At 74.1% G+C, this 18,509-nt stretch carries 16 protein-coding genes; 4 read left to right on the top strand and 12 right to left on the bottom strand.

Annotated features, from left to right (window positions below):
- The first annotated feature begins 66 nt into the window (after positions 1 to 66).
- Both ACZ3IL_RS17510 and ACZ3IL_RS17505 read left to right on the top strand, forming a co-directional pair.
- The gene (locus ACZ3IL_RS17510) at positions 67 to 1,515 is read left to right on the top strand and encodes a uracil-xanthine permease family protein (RefSeq protein ID WP_467391349.1); all 1,449 of its coding nucleotides are present in this window, start codon (positions 67 to 69) and stop codon (positions 1,513 to 1,515) included.
- Positions 1,516 to 1,588: 73 nt separating this feature from the next.
- Complete coding sequence (locus ACZ3IL_RS17505) at positions 1,589 to 2,293, top strand: DUF5995 family protein (protein ID WP_467391269.1); 705 nt, start codon at positions 1,589 to 1,591, stop codon at positions 2,291 to 2,293.
- Positions 2,294 to 2,333: 40 nt separating this feature from the next.
- On the opposite strand, the gene ACZ3IL_RS17500 is transcribed toward ACZ3IL_RS17505, so the two are convergent.
- From ACZ3IL_RS17500 to ACZ3IL_RS17485, 4 genes are all read right to left on the bottom strand, one after another.
- On the bottom strand, positions 2,334 to 4,028 hold the full coding sequence (locus ACZ3IL_RS17500; RefSeq protein WP_467391267.1) for a flavin monoamine oxidase family protein: 1,695 nt from the start codon (positions 4,026 to 4,028) through the stop codon (positions 2,334 to 2,336).
- A gap of 57 nt (positions 4,029 to 4,085) precedes the next feature.
- The gene (locus ACZ3IL_RS17495; RefSeq protein WP_467391265.1) at positions 4,086 to 4,892 is read right to left on the bottom strand and encodes a carbon-nitrogen hydrolase family protein; all 807 of its coding nucleotides are present in this window, start codon (positions 4,890 to 4,892) and stop codon (positions 4,086 to 4,088) included.
- Between the two features lie 346 nt (positions 4,893 to 5,238).
- Positions 5,239 to 5,694 carry an Lrp/AsnC family transcriptional regulator gene (locus tag ACZ3IL_RS17490; protein ID WP_015032260.1) on the bottom strand — a complete coding sequence of 152 codons (456 nt, stop codon included), beginning with the start codon at positions 5,692 to 5,694 and terminating at the stop codon, positions 5,239 to 5,241.
- A gap of 10 nt (positions 5,695 to 5,704) precedes the next feature.
- Positions 5,705 to 7,207, bottom strand: coding sequence for an amino acid permease (locus ACZ3IL_RS17485; RefSeq protein WP_467391263.1), 1,503 nt, complete (start codon positions 7,205 to 7,207; stop codon positions 5,705 to 5,707).
- A 352-nt stretch (positions 7,208 to 7,559) separates the two neighbouring features.
- Here ACZ3IL_RS17485 and ACZ3IL_RS17480 point away from each other — a divergent pair, with 352 nt between their 5' ends.
- Positions 7,560 to 8,570 (top strand): GDSL-type esterase/lipase family protein, encoded by a 1,011-nt coding sequence (locus tag ACZ3IL_RS17480; RefSeq protein ID WP_467391261.1) that lies wholly within the window; start codon positions 7,560 to 7,562, stop codon positions 8,568 to 8,570.
- Between the two features lie 69 nt (positions 8,571 to 8,639).
- On the opposite strand, the gene ACZ3IL_RS17475 is transcribed toward ACZ3IL_RS17480, so the two are convergent.
- From ACZ3IL_RS17475 to fmt, 7 genes are all read right to left on the bottom strand, one after another.
- Entirely contained in the window at positions 8,640 to 10,082 is a 1,443-nt protein-coding gene (locus tag ACZ3IL_RS17475) for a GuaB1 family IMP dehydrogenase-related protein (RefSeq protein ID WP_467391259.1), read from the bottom strand.
- Between the two features lie 105 nt (positions 10,083 to 10,187).
- Positions 10,188 to 10,520 carry a barstar family protein gene (locus tag ACZ3IL_RS17470; protein WP_467391257.1) on the bottom strand — a complete coding sequence of 111 codons (333 nt, stop codon included), beginning with the start codon at positions 10,518 to 10,520 and terminating at the stop codon, positions 10,188 to 10,190.
- A complete protein-coding gene (locus ACZ3IL_RS17465; protein ID WP_467391255.1) occupies positions 10,510 to 10,974 on the bottom strand; it encodes a guanyl-specific ribonuclease in 465 nt (154 codons plus the stop codon). The genes ACZ3IL_RS17470 and ACZ3IL_RS17465 overlap by 11 nt, the downstream gene beginning before the upstream one ends.
- A gap of 55 nt (positions 10,975 to 11,029) precedes the next feature.
- Positions 11,030 to 12,046 carry a sugar-binding transcriptional regulator gene (locus ACZ3IL_RS17460; RefSeq protein ID WP_467391348.1) on the bottom strand — a complete coding sequence of 339 codons (1,017 nt, stop codon included), beginning with the start codon at positions 12,044 to 12,046 and terminating at the stop codon, positions 11,030 to 11,032.
- A gap of 169 nt (positions 12,047 to 12,215) precedes the next feature.
- Positions 12,216 to 12,899 carry a ribulose-phosphate 3-epimerase gene (rpe, locus tag ACZ3IL_RS17455; RefSeq protein ID WP_467391253.1) on the bottom strand — a complete coding sequence of 228 codons (684 nt, stop codon included), beginning with the start codon at positions 12,897 to 12,899 and terminating at the stop codon, positions 12,216 to 12,218.
- 148 nt (positions 12,900 to 13,047) lie between these two features.
- The gene (locus ACZ3IL_RS17450; protein ID WP_467391251.1) at positions 13,048 to 14,460 is read right to left on the bottom strand and encodes an RsmB/NOP family class I SAM-dependent RNA methyltransferase; all 1,413 of its coding nucleotides are present in this window, start codon (positions 14,458 to 14,460) and stop codon (positions 13,048 to 13,050) included.
- A 112-nt stretch (positions 14,461 to 14,572) separates the two neighbouring features.
- Positions 14,573 to 15,505, bottom strand: coding sequence for a methionyl-tRNA formyltransferase (gene fmt / locus ACZ3IL_RS17445; protein WP_467391249.1), 933 nt, complete (start codon positions 15,503 to 15,505; stop codon positions 14,573 to 14,575).
- A 257-nt stretch (positions 15,506 to 15,762) separates the two neighbouring features.
- Here fmt and ACZ3IL_RS17440 point away from each other — a divergent pair, with 257 nt between their 5' ends.
- A complete protein-coding gene (locus ACZ3IL_RS17440; RefSeq protein WP_467391247.1) occupies positions 15,763 to 16,278 on the top strand; it encodes a hypothetical protein in 516 nt (171 codons plus the stop codon).
- Between the two features lie 65 nt (positions 16,279 to 16,343).
- Here ACZ3IL_RS17440 and ACZ3IL_RS17435 read toward each other — a convergent pair whose 3' ends face one another.
- Positions 16,344 to 18,476, bottom strand: a complete 2,133-nt coding sequence (locus ACZ3IL_RS17435; RefSeq protein ID WP_467391245.1) for a primosomal protein N' — start codon at positions 18,474 to 18,476, stop codon at positions 16,344 to 16,346.
- Positions 18,477 to 18,509: the final 33 nt, after the last annotated feature.

Below are 18,509 nucleotides of genomic sequence, written 5' to 3'. Positions count from 1 at the left end.
ATACCATGTGGCTGATCTTTTGCGGTCATGACGCGACCGCCGGAACCGGAGAACGGGAGCGACCTCATGAACCTCGGCGTGCGCTGGACCCTGCACGGCGACGGGAGAACACCCGCTCCGGGGGCCGTCGTCCGCCCGGACGAACGGCTCTCCTGGCCCCGGACCGTCGGACTCGGCGCGCAGCACGTCGTGGCGATGTTCGGCGCGTCGTTCGTCGCTCCGGTGCTCATGGGCCTGGACCCGAACCTCGCGATCATGATGTCCGGCGTCGCCACCGCGATCTTTCTGCTCGCGACCCGCGGCACGGTCCCCTCCTACCTGGGCTGCTCGCTCTCCTTCGTCGGCGTCGCCGCCGCCATCCGGGCCTCCGGCGGCACCAGCGCCACCGTGACCGGCGCGGTCCTGGTCGTCGGCGCCGTCCTCTTCCTGGCGGGCCTCGCGGTCCGGAAGTTCGGCGCGCGGATCATCCACGCGGCGATGCCCCCGGTCGTGACCGGCGCCGTCGTCATGCTGATCGGCTTCAACCTGGCCCCGGTCACCGCGTCCACCTACTGGCCGCAGGACCAGTGGACGGCGCTCCTGGTGATGCTGTTCACCGGTCTGGCCGTGGTCTGCCTGCGCGGGTTCTGGTCCCGGATCGCGATCTTCCTGGGCCTGGTCTTCGGCTACGCCCTGTCCTGGGTGCTCGACCTGGTCTTCGGGAAGATCCACTCGATGTCGCCGTCCGGGCAGGTCACCGACCACTGGCGGCTCGACCTCTCCGGCGTCTCGAAGGCCGACTGGGTCGGCCTGCCCTCCTTCCACGGACCGAGCTTCGAGTGGTCCGCGATCCTGGTCGCGCTGCCCGTGGTCATCGCCCTGATCGCCGAGAACGCCGGACACGTCAAGGCCGTCGGCGAGATGACCGGCGACTCCCTCGACGACAGGCTCGGGACCGCCATCGCCGCCGACGGCGCCGCCTCGATGCTGTCGACCGCCGTGGGCGGCCCGCCGAACACCACGTACTCCGAGAACATCGGCGTCATGGCCGCCACCCGCGTCTACTCGACCGCCGCCTACTGGGCCGCCGCCGGCTTCGCGCTGCTCTTCGGCCTCTGCCCGAAGTTCGGCGCGGTCGTCGCCGCCATCCCCGGCGGTGTCCTCGGCGGCATCACGGTGATCCTGTACGGCATGATCGGCCTGCTCGGCGCCCAGATCTGGATCAACGCCGGGGTCGACCTGCGCAACCCGCTCAACCTGGTCCCGGCCGCCGCCGGCATCATCATCGGCGTCGGCGGCGTGAAGCTGACCTTCACCGACACCTTCGAGCTGGGCGGCATCGCGCTCGGCACGATCGTCGTCATCACCGGCTACCACGTGCTGAGGGCCTTCGCCCCCGCCCACCTCAAGGACCAGGAGCCGCTCCTCGACTCCGGCACCAGCTCGTACGAGGGAGCGGCCGGCCCGGACGGGGACGCCCCGGCTCCGCGCGGGAAGGGAAGCACGTCCGGCGGGAATCCGCCGCCGAAGAGCTGAGTGATTCGCCCGTTCTGGGTAAGCCGGGCCCGGCGGACCTCCCGGCGGGCCCGGCGACTGGGAGCCTGCCCCCATGGCGCAGACCCAGCAGCTCGGGCAGGAGATCGGCCCCTTCCTCGCGGTCGACCCCGCGGTGGACCGGATGAGGGCGATCCGCTCGGCCCGGCACCCGGCCGACGGGGTCGCCGTCTTCAACCAGGTGTACCTGACCGTCACCGAGGAGATCGGCCACGCCGTCGCGGCGGGCGCCTTCGGGGACCGGCGGGCCGCCGCCCTCGACGCGCGGTTCGCGGAGCGGTACCTCACCGCGGTCGAGGCCGTCACCACCGGCGGCCCGGCGCCCGCCTGCTGGCGCCCCCTCTTCCGCTACCGGCGCCACCCCGGCGTCCGTCCGCTCCAGTTCGCCCTGGCCGGGATCAACGCCCACGTCGGCCACGACCTGGCGCTCGCCGTCGTCGACGCCTGCCGGGACCTGGGGTGCGCGCCCGCCGACCTGGAGGACGAGTTCGACCGGATCGGCGACGTCCTCGTCCTCCTGGAGGAGCGCATCCGGGAGGAGCTGCTGCCGGGACCGGACCTCCTGGAGCTGGCGGACCCCCTCACCCATCTGCTGGGCTGCTGGAGCCTGGACCGCGCCAGGGACGGGGCCTGGCTGGCGGCGCGCTCGCTCTGGCAGCTCCGTGAACTCCCCGGCCTGGCCGGGGAGTTCACGGAACGCCTGGACCGCTCGGTGGGCCTGGTGGGGCGGATGCTGCTCACGCCCCTGACCAGGCCCTGAGGCGTCCCGGCCGGCGAGGAGCCGTCCCGGGCCGTACGGCTCAGTCCTCCGGCAGCTCGACCGGGGCGATCTCGTCGTAGACGTCGCCCGGGCCCGGGTTGGTGGCGTCGGTCTCCCCGCCGAGGTGGTGCATCACGCCCCAGACCGCGTTCAGCGCGGTCTGGACGGCGCCCTCGGCCCAGCCGGCCGTCCAGGAGATGTCGTCGCCCGCGAGGAAGATGCCCCGCTTGTCCTCGGGCAGCCGGTCCTGCATGAAGTGGGTGAACAGGCGCCGCTGGTAGCGGTAGTGGCCCGGCAGGTTGGCCTTGAAGGCGCCCATGAAGTAGGGCTCGTTCTCCCAGGAGACCGTCACCGGGTTGCCGATGATGTGCTTCCGGATGTCGACCTTCGGGTAGATCTCGCCGAGCGACTTCAGCATGACCTCCATCCGCTCGTTCGCGGACAGCGGCAGCCACTTCAGGCTGTCGTCGCACCAGGTGTAGGACAGGCAGATGACGGCGGGCTTGTCGGGGCCGTCGTCCAGGAGGTACGTGCCGCGGGTCATCCGGTCGGTCAGCGTCATCGACATGACGTCCCTGCCCGTGTCCTCGTCCTTGTCGAGCCAGAAGGGCCGGTCCACCGGCACGAACAGCTTCGAGCTCTCCATGTAGTGGGTGCGCTCGATCGCCGTCCAGTGGTCGATCGGGAAGAGCGAGTCGTCGCAGGCGATCTTGGAGAGCAGCATCCAGGACTGGGCGGTGAAGATCGCCGCGCGGTACGTCCGGATGTCGCCGGAGGCGTCGGTGACCGTGATCCGGTTGCCGGCGGTCCGGTTCAGCCGGGTCACGGCCGGCTTCGGGTCGCCGCCGTGCAGGGAGCTGAGCGAGGTGCCCTGCGCCCAGTGGACGATCTTCTGCGGCTCGCGCTCCCACAGGCGCAGCGGCAGCTGCTGCGAGCCGCCGACGATGCCGCGGTGGTGGTCGTCGGCCTCGGTGTAGACGACGCGGAGGATCTCCAGGATGGAGTTGGGGAAGTCGGTGTCCCAGCCGCCGGTGCCGAAGCCGACCTGGCCGAAGATCTCGCGGTGCCGGAAGGACTTGAAGGCCTCCGACTCGCAGAGGAAGCCGTAGAAGGTCTGGTTGTCGAGCTTCTCGACCAGCTGCGACCAGATCTCGCGGATGCGCGGGACGTCGCGCTCGCGCATGGCCGTGTTCATGTCGGAGAAGTCGGCGCCCTCCTCCAGGCACCGGGCCCAGGCGGCGGCGACGTCGCGGTAGACCTGCGGCAGGTCCTCGATGGTCTCGGCGTAGTGGGACTCGCCCTTGAGGTCGACCACGGTCGACGGGGTGGCCTCGGAGAGCGGGTTCGGGAAGGGCCTGGTCTCCAGGCCGACCAGGTCGATGTAGTGCTGGAGCGCGGTCGAGGAGGGCGGGAAGCGCATGGCGCCCATCTCGGCGGTGAGCCCCTCGGTCCCGGCGCCCTCGAAGCCGACGGTCCGCAGCCGTCCGCCGATCCTGTCGGCCTCGTAGACGACGGGCCTGAGGCCCATCTTCATCAGCTCGTACGCGGCGATGACGCCCGACAGGCCGCCGCCGATGACCGCGACCTCGGTGCCGTGCTCGGTCGCCGGTATCTGGCCGAGCCCGGCCGGGTGGGCCAGGAAGTCGTCGTAGGCGTACGGGAAGTCCGGACCGAACATGGTGATCGGCGGCTGCGCGTCGGTGTGCTGGACGGCGGTGGGCACCGTGGACGTCATGGGGTACGGACTCCTTGCACGGAAAAAGGGTGAGGCGGGAGGAGGGGCGGGAGCGGCTCAGACCAGGGGGCCGTAGAGGTCCGGGCGGCGGTCGCGGAGGTAGGGGTTCAGCTCGCGGGAGGCCGCCAGGACCGCGGGGTCGGCCTCGCCGACGATCAGGTCCTCACCGTGTCCGGCGCGGGCCCGGGCGGTGCCGTCGGGGGCGGCGAGGACGGAGAGGCCGACGAACTCGAAATCGCCCTCGGGGCCGGTCCGGTTCGCGTACGCGATGTAGAGCTGGTTCTCGAAGGCGCGCACGGGGACGACGGACTCGGCGACGATCTGGGCCGGGTGCATGAGCGCGGTCGGCACGAGGAGGAGGTCCGTTCCGGCCAGCGCGTGGGCCCGTACGTTCTCGGGGAACTCGACGTCGTAGCAGATCATCAGGCCGACGGTGAGGCCGCCGACCTCCGCCTGCGCGACGCCGCCCTCGCCGGGCGTGAACCACTTCCGCTCGAAGGGGCCGTAGAGGTGGGTCTTGCGGTAGTTGGCGAGCGGGACGCCGTCGGCGCCGACGAGCAGCACGGAGTTGTGGAGGACGTCGTGGTGCCCGGTGTTCCGTTCCGGGTAGCCGTAGGCCACGGCCAGGCCGTGGCGGAGGGCGACGGCCGCGACGGCACGGGCGGAGGGGCCGTCGGCCGGTTCGGCCAGGCGGGCCATGTCGTCGCCGACGGCGTAGCCGGTGAGGAACAGCTCGGGGGCGAGCAGCAGGCCCGCTCCGGCGGCGGCGGCGCGGGCGGCGGCCTCGTCGAGGAGCTTGAGGTTGGCGGCCACGTCACCGGGCTCGCCGGAGCTCTGGAGCAGGGCGGTGCGCAGCGCGGGCATGGCGATCCTCGGGAGGTCCGGAGTGGAGGGGGAGACGTCAGAAACGGTACGTTTCCCCGCTCGGCCGGGACAAGGCGCGAGCGTTGCGGACCGACCGTCGAACCGTTGCGCGATCGCCGGACCGGACGGCGATTCGTTGCGCACGGGTCCGGCCGGGAGGGTTCACCGGACCCGCGCGGGGCTCCCGCCGGGCGCTCACGGCTCCCGGGAGGCCGCCCGGCGGGGTGGCACGGGCGGCCGGGCGGGACGGACGGCAGGACGGGACAGGACGGCAGGACGGGTAGGCCGGACAGGCGGGACGGGCGGGACGGGCGGGCCGGCCGGCCGGAGCCCCGCGCGGGTCCGCTCAGGCGGGCGAACCCGAGGAGAAGCGCCGCAGCAGCGGCGAGAGCACCAGGACGGACTTGGTGCGCTCCACGAAGGGCTCGCCCGCGATGCGTTCCAGGACGCGCTCGAAGTGGCGCATGTCCGAGGCGAAGACCTGGACGACGGCGTCCGCGTCGCCGGTGACGGTCGACGCGGACACCACCTCGGGGTACCGCTCCAGGCCCCGCCGGATGTCGTCCGGGGAGGTGTTGTGGCGGCAGTAGATCTCGACGAAGCCCTCCGTCTCCCAGCCGAGCGCCGCCGGGTCCACCCGTACGGTGAAGCCGGTGATGGCGCCCTCGGCCCGGAGCCGGTCCACGCGCCGCTTCACCGCCGGGGCGGAGAGTCCGACGAGGGAGCCGATGTCGGCGTAGGAGCGGCGGGCGTCCTCCGCGAGGGCGTGGACGATGCGTTCGTCGAGGTCGTTGAGTCGCACTGCGGGTGGATCACTTCTCTGCTGAGGCCGCCGGGGTCGTCGAGGGCTCCGAGGACCCGGTCGCGGCCAGTCGGGAGCGGCGCATGCCGTACAGGAAGTAGACCACGAGGCCCACGGCCATCCAGCCACCGAAATACTTCCAGGTGATCAGGTCGAGGCTGAGCATGCTGTAGACGCAGCAGAGGAGGCCCAGGACGGGGAAGACCGGTCCGAGCGGCACCTTGAACGAGCGGTCCATGTCGCGCCGGGTGCGGCGCAGCACCACGACGGCGACGTTGACCAGCGAGAAGGCGAAGAGCGTGCCGATGCTCGTGGCGTTGACCAGCTCGCCGAGCGGGACGGCGGCGGCGAGGACCCCGCAGAAGAGGGAGACGATCACCGTGTTGGCGCGCGGGCTGCCGGTCCTGGCGTGGACCTTGCCGAACACCTTGGGGACGAGGCCGTCGCGGGACATGGCGAAGAGGATGCGGGTCTGGCCGTAGAGGACGGTCAGCACGACGCTGGCGATCGACACGACGGCTCCGGCGGCGAGCAGCGTGCCCCAGAAGCTCTGGCCGGTCACGTCGTTCATGATCGCGGCGAGCGTGGCGTCGGTGCCCTCGAACTTCCTCCAGTCCCACGCGCCGATGGCGACGGCGGCGACGAGGACGTACAGCGCGGTGACGACGACCAGGGAGAGCATGATCGCCCGGGGCAGGTCGCGCTTGGGGTCCTTGGCCTCCTCACCGGCGGTGGAGGCGGCGTCGAAGCCGATGTACGAGAAGAAGAGGACGGCCGCCGCCGCTCCGATGCTGTCACGGCCGAGCGGCAGGAAGTCCGCGTAGTTGCCGGACTTGAAGCCCATGAAGCCGACCGCGCAGAACAGCGCCAGCGAGACGATCTTGACGAACACCATGATCGTGTTGGCGCGGGCGGACTCCTTGGCGCCGCCCAGCAGGAACACCATCGCGAGCACGACGACGATCAGGGCCGGCAGGTTGAACACGCCGCCGTCGCCGGGAGGCGCGCTCAGGGAGGCCGGGAGCGTGACGCCGATCGTCCCGTCGAGCAGTTCGTTGAGGTAGTCGCCCCAGCCGACGGCCACGGCGGCGACGGAGACGCCGTACTCCAGGAGGAGGCACCAGCCGCACACCCAGGCGATCAGCTCCCCCATGGTTGCGTAAGCATACGAGTACGAGGAGCCGGCGACCGGGATGGTGCCGGCCAGTTCGGCGTACGAGAGGGCCGAGAAGAGCGCCGTGAGCCCGGCGAGGACGAAGGCCACGGTGACGGCCGGGCCCGCCTTGGGCACGGCCTCGCCGAGGACGACGAAGATGCCCGTGCCGAGCGTGGCGCCGATGCTGATCATGGTCAGCTGCCACATCGAAAGGGAGCGGCGAAGGCTGCCGCCCTCTCCCTGCCCGCCCTCGTTGACCAGGGACTCCACCGGCTTGCGGCGGGTGAGGGCGTGAAGGGCGGAGGGCTTGGGGGCGACCGTGTCGTCGACCGGTGGGGCTGCGCCGTGGTCCAGCACTGCGGAGGCTCCTTATCGCTGCCTGCGGGGGCGGGGCGGTGACCGCGGCGGTGCGCGGGCATGCCGGAGCAAGCCCGCGGGGACGGGGACCGCCGAGCGGGCGGTCGCCGCCACTCCTGGTACGGGGCATGAGCCTAAGCTGCGGAGTTCGCACCCGTAATGCAGGGTTGTTGCGCAATGGCGGTCGATCATTGCGTGCTCGGGACACGAACGGGGGAACATTGCGCCGACCCGCATGAATCCGTACATCGGGGGCATGGAGCGACCACGCGACGCAGGGGCGCCCGCGCCGGGCGATCCGCTCCGGGCGATCCGCTCCGCGAGGTCGGCGACCCCACGATCGGAGGCCCCGGTGGACTGGCTCGACCCGGAACCGTTCCTGCGCGGTACCGCCTGGCTGGACGGGAAGCGGCCCGTACGGGCCGACCCCGACGACCTGGCACGACTGCCGTGGGACGTCGCGGCGCGGGCCGAACTGCCCATCGGCGTCCGGATCGAGTTCACGGCGGCGCCCGGCACGCGCGCGGTGGAGCTGCGCTACCGGGCGGACGTCCCCGGCGACGACGATCCGCTGCGCGACCTGCGCCACTGCTTCGCACTCTGGCGGGGGGCGGCGTTCGTCGGGGAGACCTGCGTCGCCCCCGCCGCCGAGGCCACCGCCGAGATCCCGCTGCCCCCGGGCGGTGGCGTCTTCTCCGTGCACCTGCCGGAGGGCCAGGCCCCCGTGCCCCTCGGGCTGCGGGCCGTCGGCGGCGCCCTCTCCCCCGCGCCTCCCCTGCCCCGCTGGCTCGTCCACGGCGACTCCATCACCGAGGGCTGGTGGGCGACCCGTCCGGCCCGGGCCTGGCCCGCCGCGGCGGGCCGTCTCCTGGGCCTCGACCCGGTCAATCTGGGGTACGCGGGCGCGGGGCGCGGCGAGCTTCCCCTCGCCGAGCACCTGGCGCGGCTCCCGGGCGACGTGATCACCCTCGCCTTCGGCACCAACTGCTGGTCCCGGGTGCCCGCGACGGCCGACTGGCTGTACGAGACCGTCCGGGCCTTCGTCGGGCTCGTCCGCCGGGGCCACCCCGGCACCCCGCTGCTCATCGTCTCGCCCGTCCTGCGCCCGGAGGCGGAACACACCCGCAACGCCCTCGGCGCCACCCTCGCAGAGCTGCGCCTGGCCATGGAGCGGGCGGGCCGGGACCTGGCGGCCGAGGGCGACGGGCACCTGCTCGTCCTGTCCGGCGGGCCGCTGCTCGGCCCGGAGCACCTGGCGGACGGTCTGCACCCGAACGACCGGGGGCACGCCCGGATCGCCGCCGCGGTGGCGGAGGTGCTGAGCGAGGTCCTGCGCCTTCCCGCCGCGGCCCCGGCGCCGTGACCCGTACGGGGACGGCCGTGACCCCCGGGAGCGGACTCCCGGGGGCCACGGCCGTGCGGATCAATACGCCTAGCTCCAGCTGGCGTGCAGCGGCTTGCCCTCGGCGTAGCCGGCGGCGGACTGGACGCCGACCACGGCCTTCTCCCCGAACTCGGCGAGCGAGCCGGCTCCGGCGTAGGTGCAGGAGGAGCGGACGCCCGCGATGATCGAGTCGATCAGGTCCTCGACGCCCGGGCGCTGCGGGTCGAGGAACATCCGGGAGGTGGAGATGCCCTCCTCGAACAGCGCCTTGCGGGCGCGGTCGTAGGCGGACTCCTCGGAGGTCCGGTTCCTGACGGCGCGCGCCGATGCCATGCCGAAGGACTCCTTGTAGAAGCGCCCCTCGGCGTCCTGCTGGAGGTCGCCCGGGGACTCGTACGTGCCGGCGAACCAGGAGCCGATCATCACGTTGGAGGCACCGGCGGCGAGCGCCATGGCGACGTCGCGCGGGTGCCGGACGCCGCCGTCGGCCCAGACGTGCTTGCCGTGCTTCCTCGCCTCGGCGGCGCACTCCAGGACGGCCGAGAACTGCGGGCGGCCGACGCCGGTCATCATGCGGGTGGTGCACATGGCGCCGGGGCCGACGCCGACCTTGATGATGTCGGCGCCCGCCTCGATCAGGTCCCTGACGCCCTCGGCGGCGACGATGTTGCCCGCGACGACGGGCACCCGCGGGTCGAGTGCCCGGACGGTCCGGACGGCGGAGATCATCGACTCCTGGTGGCCGTGCGCGGTGTCGATGACGAGCGTGTCGACGCCCGCGTCGAGGAGCTGCTTGGCCTTGCCCGCCACGTCGCCGTTGATGCCGACGGCGGCGGCGACGCGCAGGTTGCCGTGCGCGTCGACGGCGGGGCTGTAGAGGGTCGCGCGCAGCGCGCCCTTGCGGGTCAGGATGCCGGCCAGCCGGCCGTCCGCGTCGACGGCCGGGGCGTAGCGCCGGTTGGCCGCGTCGAGGGTGTTGAACGCCTCGCGCGGGTCGATGTCCGCCTCCAGGAGGAGCAGGTCCCTGGACATGACCTCGGAGAGCTGGGTGAAGCGGTCCACGCCGGAGAGGTCGGCGTCGGTGACGACACCCACCGGGCGCCGGTCCCCGTCGACGACGACGGCGGCGTCGTGGGCGCGCTTGGGCAGCAGGGAGAGCGCGTCGGCGACGGTCTGGTGCGGCTCCAGGACGATCGGGGTGTCGAGCACGTGGTGGCGGCTCTTCACCCACGAGATCACGTCGGTGACGACCTCGATGGGGATGTCCTGCGGGATGACGACCAGTCCGCCGCGGCGGGCGACGGTCTCGGCCATCCGGCGGCCGGCGATCGCGGTCATGTTGGCGACGACCAGCGGGATCGTCGTTCCGCTCCCGTCGGGCGAGGAGAGGTCCACCGCCTGGCGGGAACCGACGGCCGAGCGGCTCGGCACCATGAACACATCGTCGTACGTCAGGTCGTAGGGCGGCTTGACGTCATTGAGGAAACGCACGTGCTGACATCCCAGTCGTTCGGATCGGCCCCTAGGCATTTCAGCCAGGGGAAAAAGCACGTAGTTCATTGTCCCACGCCCGTACGGATACCAGCTCCGGACGGATCATCCGAGGCTCGCGGCAGAGGGTTCGTGCGATCCTCCGAAAACCCCTCCCAGGGAGAGGAGGACGGCGAGGCGCCCGGGGCGCTCGTCGGCGGCGGCGGCGAAGACCTCCTGGGCGGTCTCCCACTCCCCCGGCCGGGCTCCGGCGTACTCCCGCCAGCCGGTGACGACGAGGACGGCCGGCCCGGGCAGGTCGCCGAGGCATTCGGCCAGGGCGTCCCAGTTGCGGCCGAACCAGCCGGGCAGCGCGAGGACCTCGGCGCACCGGTCCATGAGGGCCGCCCTGTCGGTGACTCCGGTCAGGTCGAGGACGACGGGGTCGTCAAGCCTCATCCGTGACCACCTCCCGGAAGGTCTCGTAGTGGTCGTCGGTGTAGTACGCCTCGCCGTTCCGTCCGGTGACGACGCGGCGCGCCCCCCGGTCGCGTTCGCCGGGGGTCCTGACGGTGTACTCGTGGTAGTAGCCGCGCTCCCGGCGGGGCAGCACCCGCTCGAAGTTCGAGAAGACGGCGCCGTCCCTGGCGTACGGGAAGGGGCCGCCGCGCGCGATGAGGTCGAGGGTCCGGCGCGCCTCGGGCGGCAGTTCGGAGACGCGCACGACGGGGAGGCCGGAGGTCCCGGCGGTCGGGCCGGGCGTGTGCGCGGAACGGTCCGGCGCGGCGGTGGCGGAGGCCGTGCCCGCGGGGCTCCGGGCGCCGTCGCCGGCCGGGGAGCATCCGGTCGGGAGACCGCCCAGGAGGACGGAGAGGACGAGCGCGAGGAGCACCCGCGGAGGCCTGGGCGACATGCCCCGAACATACCGCCGGGAGGCTTTTCCGCCCTCGCGGCCCGGCGGCCGGCGCTCAGTTGCCGTCGGGGTCCGTCCGGTCGAGTGCCGGGTGGGTGCCCGGGCTGGACTCGGTGAGCAGGTAGTCCGCCGCGGCGCGGTCGGTCACCAGGCTGGTGACGAGTCCGGAGCGCAGCACCGCGCCGATCGCCGCCGCCTTGCGCTGGCCGCCGGCGATGGCCACGACCTCGGGAATGCGGCGCAGCCGGTCCGCCTCGACGGTGATGCAGCGCTCGCCCAGGTCGCGGCCGACCCGGCGCCCGTCGGCGTCGAAGAGGTGCGCGGACATCTCGGCGGCGACGCCGAGCGAGGCGTAGTGGGCCCGCTCCTCGTCGGAGAGCATGTCGTGGACGGTCGAGATGCCCGGCTCCCAGGAGCCGATGGAGACGCAGGCGACGGTCACCTTGTCGAAGTACTCGAAGGCCCGCGCGATGCCGGTCTGGCCGCGCAGCGCGGCGGCCGTCGCCGGATCGGGCAGCAGCATGGGGGCGTAGATGGGGTGGGCCTCGCCGCCGGACACCTGGGCGGCCCTGCGGACGGCCTCGACGGAGCCGCGCTCGGCGGTCCCGGCGTCGTACACCCCGGTGAGCTGGACGACCGTGCAGGGCGGCAGCCGGTCGAGCGCGGCCGCCATGTGGATGGTGGAGCGGCCCCAGGCCAGGCCGAGGACGTCGCCCTCGGTGACCAGCTCGCCGAGCAGGTCGGCGGCGACCTCGCCGAGGTTCTCCGGGTCGGGCGACTCGTCCTCGCCCTCCGCCGGCGACTCGACGACGACGGCGTGGCGGAGTCCGTAGCGGGCGCGGAGCGCGTCGGAGCGCTCGGCGTCCAGCTCGGCCGGTACGCGGATCTCGATCCGTACGAGGTCGCGTTCCAGGGCGGTCTCCAGGACCCGGGCCACCTTGAAGCGGCTCACGCCGAACTCCTCGGCGATCTGGATCTTGGACTTGCCCTCCAGGTAGAAGCGGCGGGCCATGGCCGCCGCCTGCACCAGCTCCGCGGGGCCCATCCGCAGGGCTGACCGTCCCGCCGACATACCCGCCACCGCGATCTCCTCACTGCCGTTCACGTACCGCTTGCGCACGTACCGCTGTCCACGTACCGAAGTCGTTCACACCCCGGACCCGCCGTTCATCCTGTCAGAAACGACGTGTCCCGATCAGTCCCGTCGGCGGCCCGACGGGCCGCGTTCACCTGCCGGAGGCTCAGTGGCCACACGCCCACGCGGCGGCGGCCGTCGCGGTCTCGGCGCGGTGGCGCAGCGAGGCCACGGCGGCGGCCGGGTCGGCCGCTCCGTACACCGCCGAGCCCGCCACGAAGACGTCCGCGCCGGCCTCGGCGCACCGCTCGATCGTGGACTCCGCGACCCCGCCGTCCACCTGGAGCCACAGCTCCAGGCCGTGCTTGGAGATCAGCTCCCGGGTGCGGCGGATCTTGGGCAGCATGATGTCGAGGAAGGCCTGGCCGCCGAAGCCCGGCTCGACGGTCATGATCAGCAGCATGTCGAGTTCGGGGAGCAGGTCCTCGTACGGCTCGATGGGCGTGGCGGGCCTGAGCGCCATCGAGGCGCGGGCGCCCTTGGCCCGGATCTCCCGCGCCAGCCGCACGGGGGCGGCCGCCGCCTCGACGTGGAAGGTCACCGACCCGGCGCCGGCCTCCACGTACCGCGGGGCCCAGCGGTCCGGCTCCTCGATCATCAGGTGGCAGTCGAGGGGGGTCTCCGTGGCCCGGGCGAGGGACTCCACGACCGGCACGCCCAGCGTCAGGTTGGGCACGAAGTGGTTGTCCATCACGTCGACGTGCAGCCAGTCGGCGCCCTCGACGGCCTTGGCCTCCTCGGCCAGCCGGGCGAAGTCCGCGGACAGGATGCTGGGGTTGATCTGCGCCATGTGCCAAGCCTCCCACGTTCTTGGGCGGTTCTTTGCCGCTGGACGGTTTCGATTCGGGTCCGGACCCGAATCGGGGCGAACCGGGGGCCCGGGACCCGCACGGACCGGGATATTGCGGCCGGACGATCGAAGGGTGGAGCGCCGCCGGTCAGGCGGTCCGGCGCAGCAGCGCCAGGTACATGGCGTCCGTACCGTGCAGATGCGGCCACAGCTGGACGTCCGGCCCCTCGCCGAGCGCCGGGACGCCGGGCAGCAGGGGGCGGGCGTCGATCAGCTCGGCGCCGCCCGTCCTCTTGAGGACGTCGTCGACGACCACCCGGGTCTCGGCCAGGTGCGGCGAGCAGGTCGCGTATCCGACGACCCCGCCGACGCGCACCGCGCGCAGCGCCTCGGTGAGCAGGGCGCGCTGGAGCGGGGCGAAGCCGTCGAGGTCCCCGGGGCGACGGCGCCAGCGGGCTTCGGGGCGGCGGCGCAGGGCGCCGAGCCCGGAGCACGGCACGTCCACCAGGACCCGGTCGAAGGAGCCGGGACGCCACGGCGGGCGGGTGCCGTCGGCGGCGATCACCTGGTACGGGCCTGGGTTCCCGGCGAGGGCGCGCTCGACCAGGCGGGCGCGGTGCGGCTGCTTCTCGGAGGCGAGGAGCGAGGCGCCCCGCCCGGCGGCGAGGGCGGCGAGGAGCGCGGCCTTGCCGCCGGGGCCCGCGCAGCCGTCGAGCCAGCGGGCGTCGGGGCCGTCGAGGGGCGCGTTCGCGAGGGCGAGGGCGACGAGCTGGCTGCCCTCGTCCTGGACGCCGGCCCGCCCCTCCGCCACCGCCCCGATGGCGCCGGGCTCGCCGCCCTCGGCCATCCGCACGGCGTACGGGGACCAGCGGCCCGGCAGGGTCTCGGTGGCCGCGGCCAGCTCCTCGGTGGTGGAGCGGCCGGGGCGCGCGACGAGAGTGACCTCGGGGCGCTCGTTGTCCGCCTCCAGGAGGTCCTCGATCCCGGCCCGGCCGCCGCCGAGCGAGTCCCAGAGGGCCGAGACGACCCAGCGGGGATGCGAGTGGACGACGGCGAGGTGCTCCTCGGGGTCCTCGTCGTACGGCGGGGCGACCCGCTCCACCCAGGCGTCGAGGTCGTGCCGGGAGATCTTCCGCAGCACGGCGTTCACGAACTTGGCCCGCCCGTCGCCGAGGACCACCCGGGCCAGCTCGACGCTGGCGGAGACGGCGGCGTGGGTGGGGATGCGGGTCCCGAGCAGCTGGTGGGCGCCGAGCGCGAGCACGTCGAGCACGGGCGGGTCGACCTCGCGCAGCGGCCGGTCGACGCAGGCGGCGACGATCGCGTCGTACGTGCCCTGGCGGCGCAGCGTCCCGTACACCAGCTCGGTCGCGAGGGCCGCGTCCCGTCCGTCGAAGTCCCCGCCCTCGCGGGCCTTCCTCAGCAGGGGCGGCAGGACGAGGTTCGCGTAGGCGTCCCGCTCGTCCACCGCCCGCAGCACCTCGAAGGCGAGCATCCGGACGGGGTCCTTCTTCGGCTTCCGGTAGGGCTTGGGGGGACGGCGACGTGCCTGCTCGCTCAAAGGTGCTCCGCGTGACGAAATGAAGAGGTCGAACCCTCCCAGCGTACGTCCGCCGCGCGTCCGGCCGTACCCGGGGCGGCGCCGGGGTCCGCGCCCCGTCCGCGCCCGGGGGCTACGCGCCCAGGTGCTCCCCGGGGGCGATCCGCACGCCCCGGGCCCAGTCGGCGGCCTTCATCGGCTTCTTGCCCTGCGGCTGGACCCAGAGGAGTTCGACCGCGTGCGAGCCGGTGCCCGCGTACACGTTGTTCTTGCCCACCGACAGCTCGCCGGGCGCCAGGCCGGTGCGGTCCGGGAGGGGGGTGACCTGGATCAGCTTCAGGCGCTCGCCCCGGAAGACGGTCCAGGCGCCGGGGGCGGGGGTGCAGCCGCGCACCACCCGGTCCACCCGCAGCGCGGGGGCGGCGAAGTCCACGTGGGCGTCCTCCACCTGGATCTTCGGGGCGAGGGTGACGCCCTCGGCGGACTGCGGGACGGCCCGGAGCGTGCCGTCCTCGATGCCGTCCATGGTCGCGGCGAGCAGTCCGGCGCCGGCGAAGGCGAGCCGGGTGAGCAGGTCGCCGCTGGTGTCGGTCGGGCGGACGTCCTCGGTGACGACGCCGTAGACCGGTCCCGAGTCCAGGCCCTCCTCGATGAGGAAGGTGGAGGCGCCCGTCACCTGGTCGCCCGCCATCAGCGCGTGCTGCACGGGCGCGGCGCCGCGCCACGCGGGCAGCAGCGAGAAGTGCAGGTTGACCCAGCCCCGGGCGGGGACGTCGAGGGCGACCCTGGGGAGCAGGGCGCCGTAGGCGACGACCGGGCAGCAGTCCGGGGCGATCTCCCGCAGCCGGGCGAGGAAGTCCTCGTCGCGGGGCCTGGCCGGCTTGAGGACCTCGATGCCGGCCTCCTCCGCCCGCTGGGCCACCGGGCTGGCGACGAGCCGCCGGCCGCGTCCCGCCGGGGCGTCCGGGCGGGTGACCACGGCGGCCACCTCGTGCCGTCCGGAGGCGAGCAGGGCGTCCAGGGCGGGGACGGCGACCTCGGGGGTGCCTGCGAAGACGAGCTTCATGGATGGCGACTGCCTGTCTCTCCGGGGGTGTTGGGCGACGCACCAGTCTAGGGCGTGTGCCGTAGGTCCCGCCCGCCCGGCGGCGTCCGGTGCCGGAGGGGGCGTACGGGAGGGCGGGCGCCCCTCGCGCGTGCGTGTACGCCCCCGTAGCGTGACCCAACTCCCGATGGCGCGTTGGTCAAGAGAGATTGACCGTATCGGGCCGCCGCTCCCCCTCGTGGCCCGCCCCATCAAACGCCGGTTCGAGAGGCTTTCACATGGCCGACCACGCAACCCACGACGCCCAAGCCCGGGCGAGTCTGCACCTGCTCGTGCGGGACATCGAGCGGGTCCGGCGGCAGGTGGACGCGCTGCGCACGCTCACGGCCCAGCTGGGCAATGTCTACCGCCCTCGCCGCTCCGGCCCGTCGACGGGCTTCGTCGTCTACGGGCGCGCGCCCGCCCCGACCGTACGCCTCGCCCAGGAGCTGCGGGACAGCGTCGAGACCCTGGTGACCGCCGCGGTCGACTTCGACCGCTCGCTCGGGTTCTCGTGGGACGCGGTGGGCTCCGCGCTCGGGGTCACCAAGCAGGCCGTCCACCGCCGTTACGGCGCCCGCCGCGCGTCCCGGCAGAGCGCTCCCGTGCAGCAGGAGCACCCGGAGCCGGGCGACGGCCTTCCCGTTCCGACGGTCCCCGCCGCCCGTTCGATGCCGCCGCAGCCCTCCTCGGGCGGCTCCGTCCTCCGTGAGGACCCCCGCCCGTCCGTCCTCCCCGCGCCCCGCAACGTCTGACGCGACGGCCGGCGCACGGGACACGACGGCCGTCCGTCCCCCGGGGGACGGACGGCCGTCCCGCGTCACCCGATGTCCGGCGGGTCCACGCGGACGCGCACCGGGTCCCCGCCGCCGCGCGCGAGGCGGGCCGCCCGGGCCTGTTTGAGCGCGGCCGCCAGGGCCGCGCCGCTCCCGGGCGGGACCCGGACCAGGGCGCGCTCCCACTGTTCGCCCGGCGGCGGGTCGCCGGGGCGGCGGGCCGCTCCGGGGCGGACCACGGGCAGCGGCACCGGGCCCAGGACCTCGGCGTCGGCGGGCAGTCCGGCCGCCGCGAGGAAGCTCTCGACGGCCTCCGGCGGGCCGGTCACCGCCGCCATCCGGGAGACCGGCGGGAAACCCAGCTCGGCGCGTTCGGCCAGCTCGCGCCGGGCGTGCCCGACCGGGTCCCAGCGGACGAGGGCCTGCACGGGGCGCAGGGTCGGCTCGGCGACCACGACGACCGTGCCGCCCTCGGCCTGTCCCCGCACGAGCGAGGCCGCGTCGATCCAGCGGCGCAGGGCCTCCTCGCCCGCGCGCAGGTCGGGCCGGCCGAGCATGGCCCAGCCGTCGAGGAGCAGCGCGGCGGCGTAGCCGCCCTCGGCGACGGGCTCGGCGCCGGGGGTGGAGACGACGAGCGCGGGCCGTCCGGGCACGCCGTCCAGGACGTGGTCCCGCCCCGAGGTGCGGACCGGCACGGCGGGGAACGCCCGGCCCAGCTCTTCCGCGGTCCGCCGCGCGCCGACGACCTGGGCGCGCAGCCGGGTCGATCCGCACTCCGGGCAGTGCCAGTCGGAGGCGCCCCGGCCGCACCAGCCGCAGCGCAGCTCCCGCTGTTCGGGGGCTTCGAGCGGTCCGGCGCAGTGCCGGCAGCGGGCGGGCGTCCGGCAGCGCTCGCAGGACAGCCTCGGCACGTACCCCCGGCGGGGCACCTGGACGAGCACCGGTCCGGTCTTCAGTCCCTCCCGTACGGTCTGCCAGGCCAGCGAGGGCAGCCGGGCGGCGCGGGCGGCCTCGTCGCGGGCGAGTTCGCCGTCGCCGACGGTGCGGATCAGGGGGGCCGCCGCCCGGACCCGTTCGCGCGGGGCGGCCAGCATCGCGGCCCAGCCGGACGCGACGAGCTGGGCGGCCTCGACCGTGCAGCCGGTGCTCCCCAGGAGGAAGGCGCACCGGTCGTGGGCGGCGCGCAGCAGGAGCACCTCGCGCGCGTGGGGCTGCGGGGCGTGCGGTTCGCTGTGGCTGCCGTCGCCGTCGTCCCAGATGACGGCGAGCCCGAGGTCCCGTACGGGGGCGAACATCGCGGCCCGGGTGCCGACGACGGCCCGGACCGCTCCGCGCCGTACGGCGAGCCACCGCCCGTAGCGCTTCTCGGGTCCCGCCTCGGCGGTGAGCAGCACGTGCCGGCCCTCGCCCAGGAGCTCGTTCAGCGCCGTGTCGACCCGCCCGGCGGCCCGTCCGTCCGGGACGACGACCAGGGCGCCCCGCCCGGAGGCGAGGGTCGCGGCGACGGCGCGGGCGATCTCTCCGGCCCAGTGCGGTCCCGGCAGCGCGTTCCACACGGCCCGGGGCACCCCGCCGCGCGCGAGGGACTCCAGGAACGCCGGCCCCCGCTCGTACCGCGTCCAGCTTCCCGGTTCCGGCGGTCGCGGCGGCGGCGGCGGTTCCGGGGAGGGGCGGGCCTCGGCGCGGGCGCTGCGCGGCGGCACGGCGAGCTGGAGCACGTCCGCCAGGCTGCCCGCGTACCGGTCGGCGACGGCGCGGGCGAGACCGAGGAGTTCGGGTCCGAGGACCGGTTCCGGGGAGACGACGTCGGCGAGCGCGGCCAGGGGGCCGGAGTAGTCGGAGGTGGCGCGGCGCTCGACGAGGAAGCCGTCGATCAGCCGTCCGCCCTCCCGGCGCCCGTTCTTCACCTGGTGGGCCCCGGCCCCGAACCGCACGCGCACCCGCACCCCGGGCCGGGCGGCCCCGTCCAGTTCCTCGGGGACCGCGTAGTCGAAGAACTGGTCGAGGTGGAGGGCGCCCTTGTTGACGACCACCCGCGCGACGGGCAGCTCCCTGGCCACCGGGGCCCCCCGCCAGGTGCGGGGCTTGGCCCGCGGCACCTTCGCCTTCCGCACGGTCTCCCGGATGAGCGCGAGCTGCTCGGGTTCGTCGGAGGGCTTCTCGTTCTGGCTGCTCACCGCCCCATACCTACCAGACGCCACCGACAGGCC

This window comes from Streptomyces sp. NPDC014907, assembly GCF_055562975.1.
The sequence above is the reverse complement of the archived record's forward strand: the minus strand, read 5'-3'. Positions and strand labels throughout refer to the sequence as shown.